General features: G+C 31.1%; 23 protein-coding genes. All 23 read right to left on the bottom strand.

The window, feature by feature from the left end:
• Positions 1-3 precede the first annotated feature (3 nt).
• A complete protein-coding gene (locus OTK01_RS05425; RefSeq protein WP_029228681.1) occupies positions 4-1,863 on the bottom strand; it encodes a motility associated factor glycosyltransferase family protein in 1,860 nt (619 codons plus the stop codon).
• Between the two features lie 30 nt (positions 1,864-1,893).
• Positions 1,894-2,994 carry a LegC family aminotransferase gene (locus OTK01_RS05420; RefSeq protein WP_029228680.1) on the bottom strand — a complete coding sequence of 367 codons (1,101 nt, stop codon included), beginning with the start codon at positions 2,992-2,994 and terminating at the stop codon, positions 1,894-1,896.
• Positions 2,995-3,009: 15 nt separating this feature from the next.
• A complete protein-coding gene (locus OTK01_RS05415) occupies positions 3,010-4,002 on the bottom strand; it encodes an SDR family NAD(P)-dependent oxidoreductase (RefSeq protein WP_029228679.1) in 993 nt (330 codons plus the stop codon).
• A 27-nt stretch (positions 4,003-4,029) separates the two neighbouring features.
• Positions 4,030-4,674: an acetyltransferase gene (locus tag OTK01_RS05410; protein WP_029228678.1), complete on the bottom strand. Its 645-nt coding sequence runs from the start codon at positions 4,672-4,674 to the stop codon at positions 4,030-4,032.
• A 103-nt stretch (positions 4,675-4,777) separates the two neighbouring features.
• Positions 4,778-5,443 carry a PIG-L deacetylase family protein gene (locus tag OTK01_RS05405; protein WP_029228677.1) on the bottom strand — a complete coding sequence of 222 codons (666 nt, stop codon included), beginning with the start codon at positions 5,441-5,443 and terminating at the stop codon, positions 4,778-4,780.
• Between the two features lie 27 nt (positions 5,444-5,470).
• A complete protein-coding gene (neuC, locus tag OTK01_RS05400) occupies positions 5,471-6,625 on the bottom strand; it encodes a UDP-N-acetylglucosamine 2-epimerase (RefSeq protein ID WP_029228676.1) in 1,155 nt (384 codons plus the stop codon).
• Between the two features lie 119 nt (positions 6,626-6,744).
• A complete protein-coding gene (locus tag OTK01_RS05395; RefSeq protein ID WP_269011790.1) occupies positions 6,745-7,329 on the bottom strand; it encodes an ATP-grasp domain-containing protein in 585 nt (194 codons plus the stop codon).
• Positions 7,272-7,664, bottom strand: coding sequence for an ATP-grasp domain-containing protein (locus OTK01_RS05390; protein ID WP_269011789.1), 393 nt, complete (start codon positions 7,662-7,664; stop codon positions 7,272-7,274). The genes OTK01_RS05395 and OTK01_RS05390 overlap by 58 nt, the downstream gene beginning before the upstream one ends.
• Positions 7,665-7,837: 173 nt before the next feature.
• Positions 7,838-8,425 carry a D-glycero-alpha-D-manno-heptose-1,7-bisphosphate 7-phosphatase gene (locus tag OTK01_RS05385; protein WP_029228674.1) on the bottom strand — a complete coding sequence of 196 codons (588 nt, stop codon included), beginning with the start codon at positions 8,423-8,425 and terminating at the stop codon, positions 7,838-7,840.
• A 5-nt stretch (positions 8,426-8,430) separates the two neighbouring features.
• Positions 8,431-9,456 (bottom strand): N-acetylneuraminate synthase, encoded by a 1,026-nt coding sequence (gene neuB / locus OTK01_RS05380; protein ID WP_029228673.1) that lies wholly within the window; start codon positions 9,454-9,456, stop codon positions 8,431-8,433.
• The gene (locus OTK01_RS05375) at positions 9,453-10,166 is read right to left on the bottom strand and encodes an acylneuraminate cytidylyltransferase family protein (RefSeq protein ID WP_029228672.1); all 714 of its coding nucleotides are present in this window, start codon (positions 10,164-10,166) and stop codon (positions 9,453-9,455) included. The genes neuB and OTK01_RS05375 overlap by 4 nt, the downstream gene beginning before the upstream one ends.
• The gene (locus tag OTK01_RS05370; RefSeq protein WP_029228671.1) at positions 10,153-11,226 is read right to left on the bottom strand and encodes a nucleotidyltransferase family protein; all 1,074 of its coding nucleotides are present in this window, start codon (positions 11,224-11,226) and stop codon (positions 10,153-10,155) included. Before OTK01_RS05370 ends, OTK01_RS05375 begins: the two co-directional genes overlap by 14 nt.
• A gap of 41 nt (positions 11,227-11,267) precedes the next feature.
• Positions 11,268-12,623 carry a motility associated factor glycosyltransferase family protein gene (locus OTK01_RS05365; RefSeq protein ID WP_029228670.1) on the bottom strand — a complete coding sequence of 452 codons (1,356 nt, stop codon included), beginning with the start codon at positions 12,621-12,623 and terminating at the stop codon, positions 11,268-11,270.
• 33 nt (positions 12,624-12,656) lie between these two features.
• A complete protein-coding gene (locus tag OTK01_RS05360) occupies positions 12,657-12,902 on the bottom strand; it encodes a hypothetical protein (RefSeq protein WP_029228669.1) in 246 nt (81 codons plus the stop codon).
• 137 nt (positions 12,903-13,039) lie between these two features.
• Positions 13,040-13,894 (bottom strand): flagellin N-terminal helical domain-containing protein, encoded by an 855-nt coding sequence (locus tag OTK01_RS05355; protein ID WP_029228668.1) that lies wholly within the window; start codon positions 13,892-13,894, stop codon positions 13,040-13,042.
• Between the two features lie 126 nt (positions 13,895-14,020).
• Positions 14,021-14,473: a hypothetical protein gene (locus OTK01_RS05350; protein WP_269011788.1), complete on the bottom strand. Its 453-nt coding sequence runs from the start codon at positions 14,471-14,473 to the stop codon at positions 14,021-14,023.
• 235 nt (positions 14,474-14,708) lie between these two features.
• Positions 14,709-15,164 (bottom strand): DUF4143 domain-containing protein, encoded by a 456-nt coding sequence (locus tag OTK01_RS05345; protein WP_333782354.1) that lies wholly within the window; start codon positions 15,162-15,164, stop codon positions 14,709-14,711.
• Between the two features lie 180 nt (positions 15,165-15,344).
• On the bottom strand, positions 15,345-15,587 hold the full coding sequence (gene csrA, locus OTK01_RS05340) for a carbon storage regulator CsrA (RefSeq protein WP_029228665.1): 243 nt from the start codon (positions 15,585-15,587) through the stop codon (positions 15,345-15,347).
• Positions 15,588-15,599: 12 nt separating this feature from the next.
• The gene (gene fliW, locus OTK01_RS05335) at positions 15,600-16,058 is read right to left on the bottom strand and encodes a flagellar assembly protein FliW (protein ID WP_029228664.1); all 459 of its coding nucleotides are present in this window, start codon (positions 16,056-16,058) and stop codon (positions 15,600-15,602) included.
• A gap of 38 nt (positions 16,059-16,096) precedes the next feature.
• A complete protein-coding gene (gene hepT, locus OTK01_RS05330) occupies positions 16,097-16,516 on the bottom strand; it encodes a type VII toxin-antitoxin system HepT family RNase toxin (RefSeq protein WP_014042479.1) in 420 nt (139 codons plus the stop codon).
• Complete coding sequence (mntA, locus tag OTK01_RS05325; RefSeq protein ID WP_232841695.1) at positions 16,491-16,934, bottom strand: type VII toxin-antitoxin system MntA family adenylyltransferase antitoxin; 444 nt, start codon at positions 16,932-16,934, stop codon at positions 16,491-16,493. Before mntA ends, hepT begins: the two co-directional genes overlap by 26 nt.
• Positions 16,931-17,308 carry a DUF6470 family protein gene (locus OTK01_RS05320; RefSeq protein WP_029228662.1) on the bottom strand — a complete coding sequence of 126 codons (378 nt, stop codon included), beginning with the start codon at positions 17,306-17,308 and terminating at the stop codon, positions 16,931-16,933. The genes mntA and OTK01_RS05320 overlap by 4 nt, the downstream gene beginning before the upstream one ends.
• A gap of 37 nt (positions 17,309-17,345) precedes the next feature.
• The gene (gene flgL / locus OTK01_RS05315) at positions 17,346-18,293 is read right to left on the bottom strand and encodes a flagellar hook-associated protein FlgL (protein WP_013432938.1); all 948 of its coding nucleotides are present in this window, start codon (positions 18,291-18,293) and stop codon (positions 17,346-17,348) included.
• Between the last annotated feature and the right edge of the window lie 33 nt (positions 18,294-18,326).

Genomic DNA, 18,326 nt, shown 5'->3' with positions numbered 1-18,326 from the left:
TTTTTAATAACAAGGTTTATTTTTTATTTCTTTTAGACTCTCCTGTAAAATAGGCAGGGAATACTCAATAGCTTTCTTAATTCCTTTGTACAATTTCTCACCTTTCTCAACAACATCAACATTAGCTTTTTCTGGTATCTCATAATTTATTTCATGATTTAAAACCTCATAGCTAATTGTAAGTAAAAGATCATCCACTAGACTTCCTGCTTTAAATTTATCATTTAAAAAATTATCTATACTTTCTAATTTTTCCAATATAGACTTATCATATCCCATCAATAGTCTCTTGTTTAATTCCAATGCTTCATTAACTTTTTCCAATATTTCACTTAAATCTTTGCTAATATTCTCCAATTCTTTTATAATTCCAATTCTTGTATGGTTGTCCACTACTTTAAACCTCTTCTCTAGCTCTTCTTTTTTCTTTCCTTCAATTGAAGTAGCTTGAGCAAAATAGGAATCTATTACTTCGCTCAATTTCATTGGAATTGTCCCTTTAATGTTAGCTCCGCCTTCTGTTGCATTTATGTACAGTCTGCCACTGTTATCATAGATTATTCTTCTTTCAAACCATCTTAAAAAATTATATAATGAATAATCAGTTACTACTTTATCTCCCATAATTCCATCCACATATAATAAGTTGGGATTACCTTCTATTCTTATTTCATTTAATCTATCATGTGCTCCAATGGCATGAATTAACCCATTAGTATATGCCAAATCTTGACCTACAAAAATTATAGGAGAACAATTAAAAATTCTAGTAGCTATATCAAATGCAAAACAGGAAACTGAACCTCCTCCTCCTACAAATCCAGTGTCTATACCATACTTCATAAACAAGTTATATGTAAAATGATCACTATTAATCATTATTTTAAATTTTCCTTTATGCTGTTCCAAAATACGATAGTGGGTCCGTGGGCTATAGAGTAGTGGAATATCTGAATAATCAACATTCTCAAACAGTTTATAATTCTTCTCACTGCCATCAATAGTAACTACAAAATCAGGTTTGACACCGTGTTCTATAAGTATTTTTAAAGTTCTTCCCCCTGTTAAGATTATGGCTTTGTCATTGATTTGTTTCAAAAGATGTATGTTCTTATTTAAAGATGGCCCAGCTGAAACTATTACTGCTGGTAATGAAATAAAAGAATCTTTAAAATTATTTATCCATGAACTCTCTAATAAATATCGCAAGTTTTTCAGAATATTTTCTTGCCACATCTTGTCAAAATATAATATTGTGTTTACAGTCAATTTATTATCTACTAATAAATCTCTTATGATTTTTAAAACAATTGTTGATTCTTCTTTTGAAAATTTATCATAATTTGGGGATAAAATGAATTTGGTCTTTTCCGTTTTTGTCCAATCTAAATATATATCTAACATATTCTCTAATGTTTCTGCATCTTCATCAAAAATCCAAATTATAACTCTTTCGTCTTCAAGAATATCTGTAATATCTATTAATTCAATTATCTTGATAAAAATATCTAAATAAGGCTCAATTATTATCAATCTTCCATCTTCATATATATAATTTAATAACTCTCTTACCAAATAAATATTCCCTATTCCGAAAAGAATATTAATTCCTTCTCTTCTTAAATCTTGTGCATTAACCAATTTTTTTGCCTCTTCTACTGGCTTATACTTGCTACTCAAATAATACTCTTTTGAACCCATATTAACCTTTAGAATTATATTGCTATCTTTTGCAACTTCACTTCTTACTTCAATATTTTCCTTTATCCTGTTTGCTGTATTTAACTTATCCAACTTCTCATAAATATACTTAAAACGTCTTTTAATAACCTCCAAATTCCTTGCAAAAATATTTCTCTTCATAGTTGGACTTCTCTCCTGTTTTACTTAATTTCAAGCATATCTTTTTATAATCCTGCAAATAAGTTCTATTTCTTTTTCTTCCAAACTAACTGAACTGGGCAAATTAACGCCATGTGAAGCTAAATATTCCGTATTACCCATCTCGCTTTTTTTACAATTTCTGAAGTTTCTCATCAGATGAATAGGCTGAAAAAACGGCCTGCTTTCAATTTCATGTTTTTTGAGTTCATCTATTAGTTCATCTCTTGTAATACCAAAATTTTCTGTAACAACAATAGAATAAAGCCAATAAGAATTTTCCACTTCTTCAGTATCAAACGGAGTTATAATTCCTTTTATATCTTTCAAGTATAAATTGTATATCTCTGCATTCCTTCTTTTAGCTCTTAAAAATTCTTCTATTTTTTCTAACTGGGCTAAACCAAAAGCTGCAAGCAAATTAGGCAGTCTATAATTGTAACCTATTTCATTGTGAACAAATCCATTATTACTTAACATTGTCTTTGCTTGGGAAGAAAGATACCTAACATATTCAGCCAAATCGTCTCGGTTAGTAACAATCATTCCTCCATTCCCTGTTGTAATGAGCTTATTACCATTAAAACTAAAACAACCAAATTCTCCGAATGTCCCTACATATCTCCCTTTAAACTTTGACCCTAAAGCCTCAGTTGCATCCTCTATAATAAACAAATTATACTTCTCAGCAATTTTTTTTAATTTCTCCATATCAGCTGCATAACCGTATAAATGAACAGGAATTATAGCTTTGGTTTTAGGAGTTATCATCTCTTCTACTTTCTCTACATCTAAAACAAAAGTATCCTTTCTTACATCAACAAAAACAGGCTCAGCTCCAACATACTTCACTGCATTAGCAGTAGCTATGAATGTAAGTGACGGTATTATGACCTCATCTTCTTCTCTTATGTTTAAAGCTCTCAATGCTAAATGCAATGCTGCAGTACCACTGCTTACTGCAATCGCATGCTTTACTCCTAAAAATTCTTTAAACTTATCCTCAAATCTTTTAATGAATTCTCCATATGTAGATATCCATCTTTTTTCTATACATTCTGAAATATACTTTATTTCATTTCCAGCTATTGCAGGTTCGCACAATGGAATCATTTTTATCTTACCCTCTCAAAAATTATATATTTCCCATTTATACAAATTATAATTGTCCCTAAACCAATTTACAGTCTCAATCAAACCATCTTTTAAATCGTACTGTGGATACCATCCTAACTTGCTTTTAGCCTTACTATTATCGCAGCACAGTCTCATTACCTCACTTTTATCTGGTCTAATCCGTTTTTCATCAACTACCACTTCAACTTCAACACCAATTACTTCACTAATCAAGTGAATTAGATTTTTTATGCTAATCTCTTTACCAGAGCCGATATTATACACTTCACCTTTGCCCCCGTCATACTCTGCTGCTTTTATAAAACCCCTTACCGTGTCCTTTACATAATTAAAATCCCTTATGGTTTGGATATTACCTACTCTTATATTCTTCACTCCACCTAAAATCTGAGTTATAACCGTAGGAATAATAGCTCTTGCAGATTGCCTTGGTCCATAAGTATTAAATGGACGAACAATGGTAGCATTTAGATCATACGAGTTAACAAAACTTTCTACTGCTTTATCAGCTGCAATCTTTGAAGCCGAATAAGGAGACTGTGCCTGTAGAGGATGATTTTCGTCTATTGGAACATACAAAGCTGTTCCATATACCTCACTAGTTGAAGTGTGAATAAGTTTTTGAACAGTATTCTCCATACACGCTTCTAAAACATTTAAAGTTCCTTCCACATTTGTTTTGTAAAAAGCCATAGGAGTTTGATAAGAATAAGGTATGGAAATCAAAGCAGCTAAGTGAAAAACTACGTCTTTCCCCTTCACTGCTTTTTTCACAGAATCATAATCTCTAATATCTCCTACATAAATTTCTATCTCTCTTATAATCTCCCTATCTAAAGTCTCAATCCAACCCCATCTATTTAACGAGTTGTAATGAACAAAAGCCGAAACATTCGCGCCTAATCTTACTAATTCTTCTACTAAATGACTTCCAATAAAACCAGCTGCTCCTGTAACAAGAACTTTCTTATTACTTAAATTCACTTCTCTATCTCATCCTTTCTCACTTTCTTAACAATTTTCTCTAATTATTTTTGCAGGTATACCTGCCACAATTACATTATCAGGAACATCCTTAGTTACCACAGCTCCAGCCCCCACTATTACATTGCTTCCTATTTTTACATTCTCAATTACTACACTACCCACCCCAATATGTGTGTGGTCTCCTATAATTACACCGCCAGCTAATGAGGCATTTGGAGCTATATGACTATTAAATCCAATATAACAATCATGTTCTATAATTGCTCCTGTATTGATAATACAATTCTCTTTTATAACACTCCCTGCATTAATTATGGAACCAGCCATAACACATGTTCCTTCACCAATTTCTGCATAATCTGAAACAATTGCCTTTTCATGAACCAAGATAGGAATTTCATACCCTATTTTTTTTAGATAAAAAAACATTTTACCTCTTTTTTCAATCCGTTTTATGCCGTCAAAACTTACAAAAGCATTTGTAGCTATTTTCTTTCTAAAAATTTCTTCTAATATCTCATCAGTCCCAATTATAGGAATATCATATATCGGTCTTTTTTTTAAATCATTGTCGATTATTCCTATCACATTAAATTCTGCTCTACTCCGTATTATATCAATAATTACTTTAGCATGTCCTCCCCCACCAACCAAAACAATACTTTTCAACTTTATCACCAACTTTTTTACTATTCCGTATAACTAAATTCTGGTAATCTTGATAAATACATTATTCTATTATTTTTTAATCAATACTATTTCAGCTTCCATTTTAAAATCTTTCTCTTACAAGCATAAATGCTTCAGCATAGTCAACACCACATGAAGCTCCTCTATATCTTGCTAACGCCCTTATATTTTCTATGCTTCTAGGCAAAGGTGTTTCTTGAATTTCTGAACGATATAACTTCATAATTTCTATTTTCTGTTCAATAAAGTCGGTTATATCACTAAATACATTAGGTATAAAAATATTTTCTGGAAAACTAGGTGCTATTTCGGTTTCAGAAATACATTCATACATGAGTATTTTCTTTATAAATGGATACCTAAAACTTTTGGTACAACTTATCAAAGCTTTTGCAGCAACCTGGTGGTCAGTATGTATATCCGACCTATTGTTCATATAAATAATCTCAGGTTTTACCTCGTTTATAACTTGTGATATAGATTTCATTAAAGTACTAAAATCAATTGCATGTAACTTTGTAGTATTGAATTCAAGTTCATGCACCGCTTCAAATCCATAAATGTTGGAAACTGCCTTAATTTGATTTTTTCTTTCTTTAATAAACTCTTTACAGAAACCTGTGGATTCGTCTGGTTTTGTTATTATCATCCAAAATAACTGATCTCCTTGTTTTCTATGTTTTAATAATGTGCCTCCACATCCCAATGTTTCATCGTCAGGATGAACAGATACAACTAAAACTTTCATTATTATCACCCCTTAAATTTATCTTTATTAGTAAACAATTTGCTTGTTCAATAATTTTGAATCTACAGGTGTATTTAATATTATATCTACTATTCTTTTAGAACTGTATCCGTCACCATATGGATTAGAACAATTCTTGCATATGTTGATAAACTCTTTATCATTTATTGCCTTATTTATAGCTTCCTTTATCTTCTCTTTATCATGAGGCACAAAAATTATATTCTCGGAATGTTGTCTTTGTTTTTGTCTATTGCCAATATTAACAACTGGTATCTTCAAAAAAGGTGCTTCCAAGATTCCCGAACTTGAATTACCTACCAAGACAGAAGTTTTTCTTTGCAAATTAACAAATATATCCCGTGGCAAAGTTTTGAAAGCTTTTATAAATTCATATCTTCTTTCAAATTCATTTATAACTTTTATCATTTCATATGAACCTGCATCTGAATTAGGATATATTACTACTGTATAATAGCCCAATTCGCTAATCGCTTCTAAAGTTATTCTCATCTGTTCTCCCGCCTGATCAACCTCAGAACTTAATGGATGTTGAATTAATAATATAAATGGAGTATTTTCATTCAAATTTGTCCCTAATTTTTCATTTATATAATCAAACGACAGATCAGGTTGTTTTCTTATAGAATCCAGTGCAGGATTTCCTACTACATGAACTCTCCATGGTTCTTCACCCATCTTTAAAATTCTTTCCCCATTTTCTAATGTAGCAGGAAAATGTAAATGTGCTAATTTAGTTACTGCATGTCTTACAGAATCATCTATATTTCCAACTACCCTATCTCCTCCACAAATATGTGCCACTGGTACATTTAAATAAGTTCCCACAATAGCTGTTGCAATACTCTCTTCCCTATCTCCCAAAACTAAAAGCCAATCTGGCTTTTCTCTAATTACAATATCTGTAAGTCCCATAATTTGAATACCAACAGATTTACACCTTCCTGATAAAAAATCAGAAGACAAAAGACTTTCTAACTTAATTATCTCATACCCATCATCTTCTATCATCTTGTATGTATACCCATGCATAGGAGATAAATGCGCTCCCGTCACAACCACTTTTAAACAAACATTCTTTCTTATGGAGAATTCTTCTAAAACTGGTTGCAAGATAAAATATTCAGATCTGATTCCAGTAACTGCTAATATCTTTTTCATTGTAAATCATTCCCTTGCTAACATTTATATTATATATTATTTCCTAATATCGTTTAATCACATAATCATAGTTGATAAAGTTAATAAACTTATAACACTTTATAACCATAATTTCTACTTTATTCTTGTAAAAGGTTACTTTCATGAATAATTAAATCATTATAAAATCTAAACATGTAGTTACTATAAATAACCTTCTTGGGAACATATTCTTTATTATAAAAGAAACACTCTATAGCCTTAAACCAATTATCAGAAGAAGCAAATGATAAAGAAATTCCACCTGCCATTCTAGGATTTATCTCAATAAAATTCAACTTATCCTTATCTTTAAAACATTGTATATTTATAATTCCAATAGGCTTCAGCTTAGAAACAATAAATTTAGTATACTCTATTATTTGTTCATCGTATACTGTAACACTCTTGGTAGATACACCCGATTCAGTTTCAATTCTTTTTCTTGGAATAATATATATAGGATTTGATCCTAAATCACATAATACATCAATTGTATATTCTTCACCTTTAACTAATTCTTGAGAAATATATCCATTCATATCAAAATCCTCTGGTAAAACATTTTTGTAGTAAATCCCTTTACTGCCCCTGCCAAATCTGGGTTTAATTAAATCATAATCACTTTTTAAAGAAGTTTTCGGTGTGGGTATACCATTTTCTTCAAAAAAATATATGTTTTCCACTTATCTACACAAATTTCTATTACTTCTTTATCTGATATAACAACATTTGTATTGTATTTCTTTTTAAAATATTCCTTTCGCTTACTCCATTCAAGTAACCCTTCATCAACAGTACAAAATACTAAATCAACTTTTTCTTTGCTAATTATCTCTTCTATTACCTCAAAGCATCTTTTATCAGAATATTTAGGAACAATATATGGCTTTAATACCTTGTAAAGACCAAAGGATTTGTTAGTAATATCGATACCTATAAGTTGCCAATTCAACTCATTATAATACTTTAATTGAGATCCAAAAACCATACTACCTATACCTTCAACTAAAACTTTCATAGTAGTTACCTCACATAAATTTTTATAATTGAATAGTGCGTAATATTGGAATTAAATTTTAATTTTTATTTTCAATTTACTTTGCCTCACAAACTTCCAAAAGTAGGGCCATCATATTAGGCAATAACATAAAATTACACTTATTCTTTGAGAGGAACTCCACCCATTCTGCCTTAATAATTCCATTTAGGTTTATCTCCTAAAATTAAATTTACTGCCTCATAAAGATTATTAGCTATATAATCTGGACACACTCTATAAATTTTATCAGAACCTCCTAAACCGGTTTTTACAAGTATAGTTTTCATATTACAATTGATACCTGTTTGTATATCAATTGTACTGTCTCCTATTATATATGACTTAGACAAATCAATATTATATTTCTGTCGTGCCATTTCAATCATTCCTATATCTGGTTTTCGACAATTACACCTAATTTTAAATTCAGTATTCTCTCCAGGATAACCTTTATCAGGATGATGGGGACATACAAATATGTCATCTAAATAGGCCCCTTTTTCTTCTAACAATTTTCTTAATCTATCATTGATTCTCCATAATTCCTCTAGACTACACAAATTTTTTGCTACAACGGGTTGATTAGAAACAACTATACATAAATATTCACTTTCATTTATCATTTTAATAGCCTCAGCAGCATTTTTTTCTAATTCTAAATCCTCAGGCCTACTTATCAATCCTTTATAGACATTAATTGTCCCATCTCTATCCAAAAATATGCATTTATTCTTCTCCATTAAAATCACCCTATTTTATCAAAATCAATAAAAGTATCCTTTTCTATATCACATACAGCTCTTTTGCCCAAAATATATTCAAGCATAGTTGGAGGTAATCCCTTTTCGGGTCTCTTAAAATCTACCATATCAGCTTCTATTCTTTCACCCTTCTTAATTGTTCTCTTAGCTACTATACTTTTTCTAGAAAAGAATTTATTTTCTTTTTCACTTTCAAGACATCTTTTTATACCATCTCCCAATGCCATTTCTACATTTCTTATACTTTTTATAAAAGCTTTTAATTCATCGGGAGTAAGAGAAAATCTATGGTCTGGTCCTTTCAAGTTTTTGTCTAATGTAAAATGCTTCTCTATAATTACTGCTCCCATTGCAACAGCAGCTATAGCAACTTCTATACCTGTAGTGTGGTCTGAATATCCTACAGGAAGCTTGAATGCATTTTTCAAAGTTAACATAGCTGTTAAATTTACATCTCCATAATCTGTCGGATAACTTGAAGTACAGTGTAATAATGCAATATTGCCATTTCCACATTTCTTTATTGTATTCACTGCCATTTCAACTTCACCTAAGTTTGCCATGCCCGTTGATATTATTACAGGTTTATTAAATCTAGCAATATATTTTAATAAAGGTAAATTTGTCAAATCTCCTGAACTTACCTTATATAAGGGCACATCGAGTTTTTCAAGCAAATCTACACTTTCAAAATCAAATGGAGTTGATATAAATATTATTCCTTTTTCATCACAATACCGCTTTAATATCTTATAATCATCATAAGATAACTCTAATTTCTTAAGCATTTCAAACTGTGTACCATACCATGTTAAACTTTCCTGATAGGGAGCTTTAGGAGCATCCTTGGTTACAAGGTTTTCTGACTTGAAAGTTTGAAATTTTATTGCATCAGCTCCCGCTTCAAAAGCTACATCTATAAGTTTTTTCGCAATATTTATGTCTCCATTATGGTTTACTCCTGCTTCTGCTATAATAAAGCACTTACTTTTATCAAAATAATTGTTCATATGCTTTCTCTCTCCTTTTTTATCAAAAACTCAGCAAAATTAAAATCCATCATATCATCAATGTCGATAGAAGAATATCTATCCATTATATACCCTATAGTCTCTTCTAAAAACCATGTTTTCCTTTCAAGCAATATTTCTCTTTCTGCTACATATATAGCACCATTTAACCGAAATATTGTTGGTAAATCTTGTCTTCTATAGAAGTTAGTATTGGTTTTTATAAAATCTATAAGTCTGTTGTTTTCATCCATAACCTTCATCCAATAAGGATTAACCTCACTCTCACACACACTTACTAAAGCCGGAGCTTGCTTTTCTTTTATCATCTCAAGAGCTTCGTCAATGTGATACACTCTCCTCAATGGTGATGTACATTGCAGACACATAACATATTTGGGCTTATAATTTTCTTTCTCTTCTAACCATTTTATAGCATGCAATATTGGTTCAATCCCCGGTGTATCATCCTGTGCCAATTCCTTAGGTCTCAGAAACGGCACTTCAGCACCATATTTTAAACTAACTTCTGCAATCTGTTCATCATCTGTTGAAACTATAACCCTATCAATATATTTACTTTTACATGCTTCCTCAATGGTATAACTAATGAGAGGTTTTCCTGCTAACAACTTGATGTTTTTATTTTTTATCCCTTTTGAACCTCCTCGAGCTGGAATAATGGCTACAATCTCTTCATTCTCTATCACTTTTTTCACCTACTTTATTACTTTTAAAGTCTTCATTTATTTTATAATAATCTTCTACTTGACCTATGTCTACCCAATATTCATTAATTTCATAATATCCAACTCTTTTGCCTCCTAATATGCATCTTTTGATTAAATCAGTTATTTCAAAATATTCATCAAAAGGTATAAAATCAATCACATTTGGATTTAAACAGTAGATACCAGCGTTAATTAAGTAATTAATAATTGGCTTCTCAACTATATCTATAATTTCTTTATCCTTACTTTCTACTACACCATAAGGAATTTGATATTGAAAATTCTTCACACCTACTGTTATATCAAAGCCTTGTTCTAAATGATAATTTAACATTCTTTCAAAATTGAGTGTAGTATATACATCACCATTAACAACATAAAAAGGTCCATCGATAAGCTCCTTTGCCAATCTTATACTCCCAGCTGTCCCCAATGGTTTTGTCTCTTTTATATAATCAATTTTAACTCCATGCAAATATCCATTCTGGAAATAATTTTCAATTATTTCCGACTTATAATTAACCGAGATTATAAATCTATAAAATCCATATTGCTTAAAACTATTAATAATATGATGGAGAAGAGGTTCATTACCAACTTTTAGCATGGGTTTAGGAATTTCTTTTGTCAATTCTCTCAGTCTTGTTCCTTTCCCACCTGCTAAAATAAACACTATATTTTCTTTTCCTTTTGGAATCAATATTTCTTCAATTGAAATTAGGTCTACAACTCGAGACTCTTCATCAACAATAGGGATTTGCTTTACAGCTTTTTTTATAAATAATTCTTTTAATTCCTCATTATTCAACTCCTTAGAGGCAATAACAGGATTATAGTGGACAATATCCTCTATCTTATCTTCTAACTTGTAACCTTTCAATAATGCCCTTCTAATATCACCGTCTGTCAAAGTCCCTATTAATTTTTCATTTTCATCTATTACTAATAAAATACCCTTTCCTGTATCATTTAATATCTTCAATGCTTCGATTATTTTTATGCCTCTATCTACTGAGATATTTTTTACCTTTACATTCATTCTTGATAACCTCACATATTTTTAAGTAAAGTTAAGGTGAATTATAGCAATTTAATAATTTCGTCTAGATGCATTGGTATAGTTCCCTCAATTTTGGCTCCTCTTAAAGATGTATTAATAAAAGTTATATGCTTGTTATTTTCTATCTTTCTTTCTATCCCTCTTCTAAATATATTTAAACTATGATTTGTATAAATTTTTTCACCTAAATAATTTGTTGTTTCTATTAAATTATTATAATTGTGAATCACAGAACCTTCAAAAGCATGTACTTTATTGCCAGTAAATGCCAAATCCAATCCTACAAATATTATAGGATTACATCCAAATTTAATTGCTACTTCAACCGCTAATGTAGAAACCGAACCTCCCACTTCTAATGTTTCTAATGAATTTCCTTTAGCATATTCTTCAGCTAAATTAAAATTTTTTTGGAATGCAAGGTATTTAGTACTACTCCATTCATTTATAACTCCTTTATACGCAGTTGAAAGAGCTACAAGTGGAATATTGAATTTGCTACTTATATTGGTTAAATGTTCTTGCACAATTGGAAATGGATCACTTACCGCAATGTAATCTGGAATTATTCCATTCTGTAGTAGATTTTTTGAAACCCTTGAAACTGCAATTACTATTATATCACTTCTTAATTTTCTAATTTTTTCAATATTTTCTTCTAATGATGGTCCAGCGGCAATTATTATTGCAGGCACATTCCTATAGCAATTAAAAAGTTCATTAATGGGTTTATCATAAGTCAAAATATTGCTTTCAAAATTATCTTTGAGAATATTATAATTTTCATTATTATTAAAAGTTGAATCTAATATTTTAAATTCTAATAGCAGATCTCTTATGTTTTTCATCTTTGGTGGTATAGATCTGATTAAAGGTTCGTGATAAATTATCTTGTAATTATCTATCGGTATCCTATTTAATATGTTTTGCAAACACCTATTAAAGACCTCTATATTTTCAATCAAGAAAAAATGTACTCTCTCATCTTCCAAAATAGAAGCAATTTTTATTGTTTTCAAAGCATTTAAGAAAATTTCATTATTAAACTCGAATACAAAAACATTTTTCACAAATTCATATTTTAGAAGTTCTACCACATGATAACCTAATCCAAATCCAAATACAATATAATATTCGATATCATTAATAATATTTTGTCCTATAAATTTTTCTGCTTCTTTTCGAGGGTTATAATTGCTATGGATATAATAAAAATTACTCCCATCATAATATTTCAAAGTTAAGTCTCCGTTTTTTGCTTTTTCAACAGTAACACTATTCATCACACTTTCATTCTTACCTATTTTCATTATTAAATTGTAAATCTCTTTATATGCATTTTTTAAATATTGTAAATTGCAGTCGCACAATGTCATCTTCCTATTTCACCTTCATTTGATTTAATAGCATCAAAACTTATCTTTTAGCTCATACTCCAGTATATCTGCAATTAAAACCATATCTCTATTTTCTATTGCTTTTAAAAGTTCTTGTAATGTCTCTATATCTTCTTCTTCCTTATTTTCATTATAATACGTGATTAGTATATCAATCAATTCTATTAAAGCTGAGTATGCTTTTCCCTCATTCTGAGTACGAAAACATTCAACAACTTGATCTATCTTATCTTTAATGATTGCTTTAATTTCTTTCATAATTCATTATTCCTTTCCTTTTCTTTAGATTTCAATACTACTTAGCAACATAACAACATTATGTTAAAAAATAGGCTGATACTTTATTTAAAAAAGTATCAGCCTATCTCTCCTTTCCTAAGCAAACTCATCGCTAACTATCTGAGTAACTGCAAAACAGCCTGTGGAAGTTGATTTGCTTGTGCAAGCATAGCTGTCGCAGCCTGATTCAAAATGTTAAGTTTTGTGAAATTCATCATTTCTTTTGCCATATCGACATCTCTAATTCTTGACTCTGCTGCTTGCAAGTTTTCAGCTGCATTATCCAAGTTTGCAATTGTATGTTCAAGTCTGTTCTGCAATGCTCCCATTTTAGAGCGTGATTTAGATACTGATACAATAGCTTGATTAATTGCAGAAATAGAAATTTGAGCTTTAGAATAGGTACTGATGGTTAAAGCTATACTTACCCCCGAAGCAACCTTGTATTTCAATAAAGTAATCTGATCTTCACCTAATGAACTTGCCTTTTGTTTTCTCCAACTTAGTGTTATAACCTGACTCTTGTTAGCTCCCACTTGAATATTAGCTGTAAAATCAGCTTTAAGAATATCTTGTTCATTAAACTGAGTATTATTTGCAATTCTTTCAATTTCCGATATTAATTGTTGAAATTCATCATCTAAAGCTTTTCTATCAACTGTTACGTTCGTATCATTTGCTGCTTGGACTGCCAATTCTCTCATTCTTTGTAAAATAGAATGCACTTCGTTTAAAGCACCCTCAGCTGTTTGAATCATTGAAATACCATCTTGAGCATTTCTCGAAGCCTGTTGCAAACCTCTAATTTGAGCTCTCATCTTTTCTGAAATTGAGAGACCTGCTGCATCATCGCCTGCTCTGTTGATTCTCAAACCTGATGAAAGTTTTTCAACTGATTTAGCCAACTGAGTATTGTTAATTCCCATCTGTCTGTAAGTGTTCATAGCCATAATGTTATTATTAATACGCATCTTAACAACATCCTCCCTGAATTTAATTTTTTGGCTTCACGTCCCTGTGAAGCTTTGTTTTGTTTTCAATATATATATCGGTGAAATAGTTTTTGTAGTTTAGCTCAAATTCAAAAAAATTTCTAATTACTCTGCTACAACATTTAGTAAGATCTCTTCAATAAAAGCATTTTCATCAAGCTTTGATGCCAGTCTGAATAATAACTTGCCAGATTTGGGCCATTGCCTATGCTGTTTTTTTTGTTCGTGATATTGTCGAAATCTTTGATAAATAAACGGTAAGATATCGTCTTTTAATGAAAGATGTCTTCCTATGTCATTTATATGATTTCTATTCTTATTATTTCTATTCTTCGTGACTAAAATTAATTCTATATATCTTTTATCATCTTCCCATTTCCCGTTAGCATTCAGACATTCTTTAACCTTCTCTGCCTCTTCATCCTGAACAAAACCCACTCGTCGCAAAATTTCATCGAAATTTCGTTTTGTCGCAGAGTTAAACGAACATTCATTCAATTTTCCTTCAACAATAAATAACTGCACCTTTTGATTTGAGAAGATAGGATGGTCGCGCATATCTAATTCTTTCCTACCTGGAAATCTAACAGCTAAAAGGTCGACTTCGGTCTCTTGTACCGCATTCCTTTCGTTATGCACGATAAAGTTTTGTATTGTAAAACAACCGTTTAATCTGAAAAAACCAATAAACAATATCGCCTAATGAAATATTTGCTCCCACCAGAAACACCACCTCATTTTTTATTCTTTGATACATTTATTACCCACAAAATTTACAAAATAACACTCTTAATTACCTTCTCCCAAACAAATACATAAACACAAAAGCAGGAATCTTTATTATTGGAACTTTTGCTGAAACTTCGGCCTTTTCATAATCTTCTGCTCTCTTTGTAATAAGCATTGCTGAGATTATATCTTTTTCTTTTTGGCACATCTCCACAATTGCATCACTCTCAGGAAGTGTGCTATCCTCTCTAAATTTTACCTCAATCAGGCTTTTCCCATTTGGAAACTCAACAACTATATCAATCTCTTTTTGATTATCAGTTGATTTTCTAAAATAACCTATCTTTGCATTTGCTTCGCTGTAAAAGTTATATACATGCTTAAAAATGGCTGTTTCAACTGTAATTCCAAGTTCTTTGCTGTCGGTGAAGAGATTGTCTATCATCAAAACTGCATTTCTAATAGCAGGATCAGATATATATATTTTTGGTTTTGCTTTCAAAATCTTTTTGCATTTTATAAAGTATGCTTTAAATTTTTAGCCCAAAAATATAAAGTATACTTTATATTTTTAAGCTAATTTTTTAAAGTATACTTTAAATTTTTGAGTCTATCCTTATAAAATTATCCCACCAAAAATAAAAAGGCAGGTCTTGTTCCTGCCTTTAGTGGTCCTCTAACATTTTTAAATTTTACAATTTCATCCTTGCTCATCAGACAAAATCTCTTTTAAATCTTTAATTTTGTTGAGTCTCTCTCTTCCATGCAACGCTTCAACATTTTCGCTCTTTACTTCTTGAAGCAGCTCATATCGTAAAACCTTGACATTTTTTGGAGCTTCAATGCCAAGTTTTACACAGTCCTTTTCTATGCTTATGACTTTTATGATTATATCCTCTCCAATTAAAATCTGGTCGCCAACTTTGCGCGAAAGAACAAGCATCTTTTATATACCTCATTTCTGCACATTTGAATTTGAATTTTCAAAGAGGTAATATCTCAGAGGATACCTTTCATCATCTAAAAGATATTGCATTCCCTTTCTCTTGTTCACATTTATAATAATTGGAGCTTTGAGATTTACTCTTGTTTGCTTTACATCTTCTGGAATTACAACAATGCAAAAAACTGCAACATTTTGAGGAGAGTCTATTTCTAATTTACTTACAACTTCATCTGGCAAATCAAATTCATAGTCTGGTTTTATTTCAAAAGGATTGATTATTACAAAAGCAATATCTTTGTCTTCAATTGACTGAAGCCAATAAAATGGACTTTCGTCTTCTTTTATGATGACAAATTTTTTTAAATTCTCAAACGCAGGAATACCTTCTTCAAAGAATATTATGTTTTCTTCGCTTACTTCAAGCTCGCCAAAAACTCTTGATTTTACAACTGATTTTTGAACTACCATCTTAAATCTCCTCTTCTTTTACTTTATAGATTTATTGTTTAAAGCTTCACATAGTTTATAATCTCACTAAGGACTTTCTTTATATCATCAATGCCGTTAATTAAAATATCATAGACTTTTGCCAATTCTATCTTTGAATACTCATGCACAATTATATTTCGAAAAGAAATCATTTTTTTAAAAACTGAAGCCAAACTTTCCGAAATAACCTTTTCTTTTGATAATATCTCAGGAATCTCTCCATAATAACCTGGTGTTTCAAAACCTTCATCTGCTATTATATGATTTCCTATATCTATTAGATTTTGAATTATCAAAAAAAGATTATGAATAACTATGTCCTGAGCATCTTGATCTTTTTTAAATTCTTCCAAGCTCATATTTTGAAATCTTTTTATTCTATTTAAGCTGAACCATATCCTATCTATTTTCTCACTGACCAATTCTTTCTTTACCATCAGCTGATATCCTTTCCTTTATATACATCATCTTGATTTTCATAATATTCAGCCAATCTTGATAATAATAAAAACTCATTTTTTTGAAATTTACTAACTTATTATGGTCTTTTTCGACCAATAAGATGCCTTCCGAAATTACTTCATGCCTCAATAGAGGTGAGGCATGATTCAAAATTACTAAATCAACTTCTTTTTTTAATATATCAGAAATATTTGACATATGTTTAATTTGAAAATCTAATACTTTTTTTGAATCATTTGCTATCTCTTCGTTAACATACACAGCAATGTCTACATCACTATTCTCGCGCTCTTTCCCTTTTGCATATGAACCAAACAAATATGCAAATATGACATTATCCTCTTTCTCAAAATACTCCTTTAAGATTTTTACAATCTTATCTTTTTCCATCATACCCTCACATCAACCTTACCCATCTCGAAATCTATATAAACCTTGCCACCTTCAAAATATATTTCTGGGCGGCTTTTGGGGATTATATCAACGTTGTAGTCATAGGTTGGGAAAGCCTCTTCTATGCAGATGTCAATTATAGGCTCCCCACCATCTTCAATTCTGGCAAGCCTGTTGCCATTTTCAGCTGTCTTTTCTATATACCTTAAAACCTGCTCATAACCTCTTTGTGCAGAACTTCGCACAAGGTAATCTGTTGAGCCAAGGTTTACCTCTTCCCAGCATCTGTCCTGGTTTATTTTAACCTTTACATGTTCCTGGGAAAGTTTTACCTTTACAAACTCCTGGTGAATCTGAATCCTTGCAATTTGCATCTTTAGCACTTCCTCAAGCTTTTCTGCCAAATGCTATTTAAAATCTTAGAAAATCCAAAAGTGTTGGTGGCAGAATCTGGGCACCTGTCTGAAGCGCTGCCCTGTAAACATTTTCTGCGGTTTTGAGCTGCATTATAATCTCTGCCATGTCAACATCCTCGTTGTTCGAAAGCAATGTGGTAAAGTTCACATTGTCATCACTCAGCCTATTTTTTATAAGCTCAAGCCTGTTCTGAAGCGCTCCAACATCACCACGTTGTGCAACTACGTTGTCGATGTGCCTATCAATGTCGCTTAAAAGTGAGTTTACTGTATTTACATCTCCGCTTTCCAGTGCATTTATCAGATTATCTAAAACTTTAAATAGATTTCCTTTGTTTTCATCCGCTTCGCCCTGGATGTAAAAAATCTGGTTGGCTGTTTTGTTAATACCAATATAGTTTGCTTTCATAAGCTCAAACTGAATGATATTATTGCCAGTCGACAAATCAATCGGATACCCGCCAGATGAAGTAAAACCACCAGTATCTGAAAAAGAACCATCTGAATTCAGTGGTGCTGTGTCTGTTTTAAACCCAGAGAAGATATATCTTCCTGCATAGTTTGTATTTCCCACCTGAATTATATGCTGTTTTATCTGAGCAACCTCTTTTGCAATCTGAGCCATGTCCTCTTTTGTGTTTGTTCCGTTTGCACCTCTTACTGCAAGCTCTCTTACCCGCTGAAGACTTTCATTGATATCCGCAAGAGCACTTTCTGTTGTGTCAACCCAGGATGTTGCATCGTCTACATTTTTTTGAAGCTGTTCTATTTCAGAGACATCAGTTCTGAGCCTTAGCGACCTTGCGGTTATAACAGGATCATCTGATGGGTAGCGAATTTTCTTACCTGTTGCCATTTTATACTGAATGTCATCTAATCTGCTAAGGTTTTTATTCAGATTTATCAAAAAGTTATTGACCATCATATTGTTTGTAATTCTCACAGCACATTCACCTCACAAACTCCTCATTTAGCA

Source organism: Caldicellulosiruptor acetigenus, assembly GCF_026914305.1.
GTDB classification, from domain to species: domain Bacteria; phylum Bacillota; class Thermoanaerobacteria; order Caldicellulosiruptorales; family Caldicellulosiruptoraceae; genus Caldicellulosiruptor; species Caldicellulosiruptor acetigenus.
The sequence above is the reverse complement of the archived record's forward strand: the minus strand, read 5'-3'. Positions and strand labels throughout refer to the sequence as shown.

Bases quoted from the DNA above. Each gene is read 5' to 3' on its own strand.
- neuB (WP_029228673.1), bottom strand. From the start codon at position 9,456: ATGAACAATTATTTTGATAAAAGTAAGTGCTTTATTATAGCAGAAGCA.
- OTK01_RS05355 (WP_029228668.1), bottom strand. From the start codon at position 13,894: ATGCGTATTAATAATAACATTATGGCTATGAACACTTACAGACAGATG.
- neuC (WP_029228676.1), bottom strand. From the start codon at position 6,625: ATGAAAAAGATATTAGCAGTTACTGGAATCAGATCTGAATATTTTATC.
- OTK01_RS05370 (WP_029228671.1), bottom strand. From the start codon at position 11,226: ATGAATGTAAAGGTAAAAAATATCTCAGTAGATAGAGGCATAAAAATA.
- fliW (WP_029228664.1), bottom strand. From the start codon at position 16,058: ATGGTAGTTCAAAAATCAGTTGTAAAATCAAGAGTTTTTGGCGAGCTT.
- OTK01_RS05320 (WP_029228662.1), bottom strand. From the start codon at position 17,308: ATGCAAATTGCAAGGATTCAGATTCACCAGGAGTTTGTAAAGGTAAAA.
- OTK01_RS05405 (WP_029228677.1), bottom strand. From the start codon at position 5,443: ATGAAAGTTTTAGTTGTATCTGTTCATCCTGACGATGAAACATTGGGA.
- OTK01_RS05390 (WP_269011789.1), bottom strand. From the start codon at position 7,664: ATGAAAGTTTTAGTTGAAGGTATAGGTAGTATGGTTTTTGGATCTCAA.
- mntA (WP_232841695.1), bottom strand. From the start codon at position 16,934: ATGATGGAAAAAGATAAGATTGTAAAAATCTTAAAGGAGTATTTTGAG.
- OTK01_RS05350 (WP_269011788.1), bottom strand. From the start codon at position 14,473: ATGCGCGACCATCCTATCTTCTCAAATCAAAAGGTGCAGTTATTTATT.
- OTK01_RS05365 (WP_029228670.1), bottom strand. From the start codon at position 12,623: ATGACATTGTGCGACTGCAATTTACAATATTTAAAAAATGCATATAAA.
- csrA (WP_029228665.1), bottom strand. From the start codon at position 15,587: ATGCTTGTTCTTTCGCGCAAAGTTGGCGACCAGATTTTAATTGGAGAG.
- OTK01_RS05425 (WP_029228681.1), bottom strand. From the start codon at position 1,863: ATGAAGAGAAATATTTTTGCAAGGAATTTGGAGGTTATTAAAAGACGT.
- OTK01_RS05385 (WP_029228674.1), bottom strand. From the start codon at position 8,425: ATGGAGAAGAATAAATGCATATTTTTGGATAGAGATGGGACAATTAAT.
- OTK01_RS05420 (WP_029228680.1), bottom strand. From the start codon at position 2,994: ATGATTCCATTGTGCGAACCTGCAATAGCTGGAAATGAAATAAAGTAT.
- OTK01_RS05360 (WP_029228669.1), bottom strand. From the start codon at position 12,902: ATGAAAGAAATTAAAGCAATCATTAAAGATAAGATAGATCAAGTTGTT.
- hepT (WP_014042479.1), bottom strand. From the start codon at position 16,516: ATGGTAAAGAAAGAATTGGTCAGTGAGAAAATAGATAGGATATGGTTC.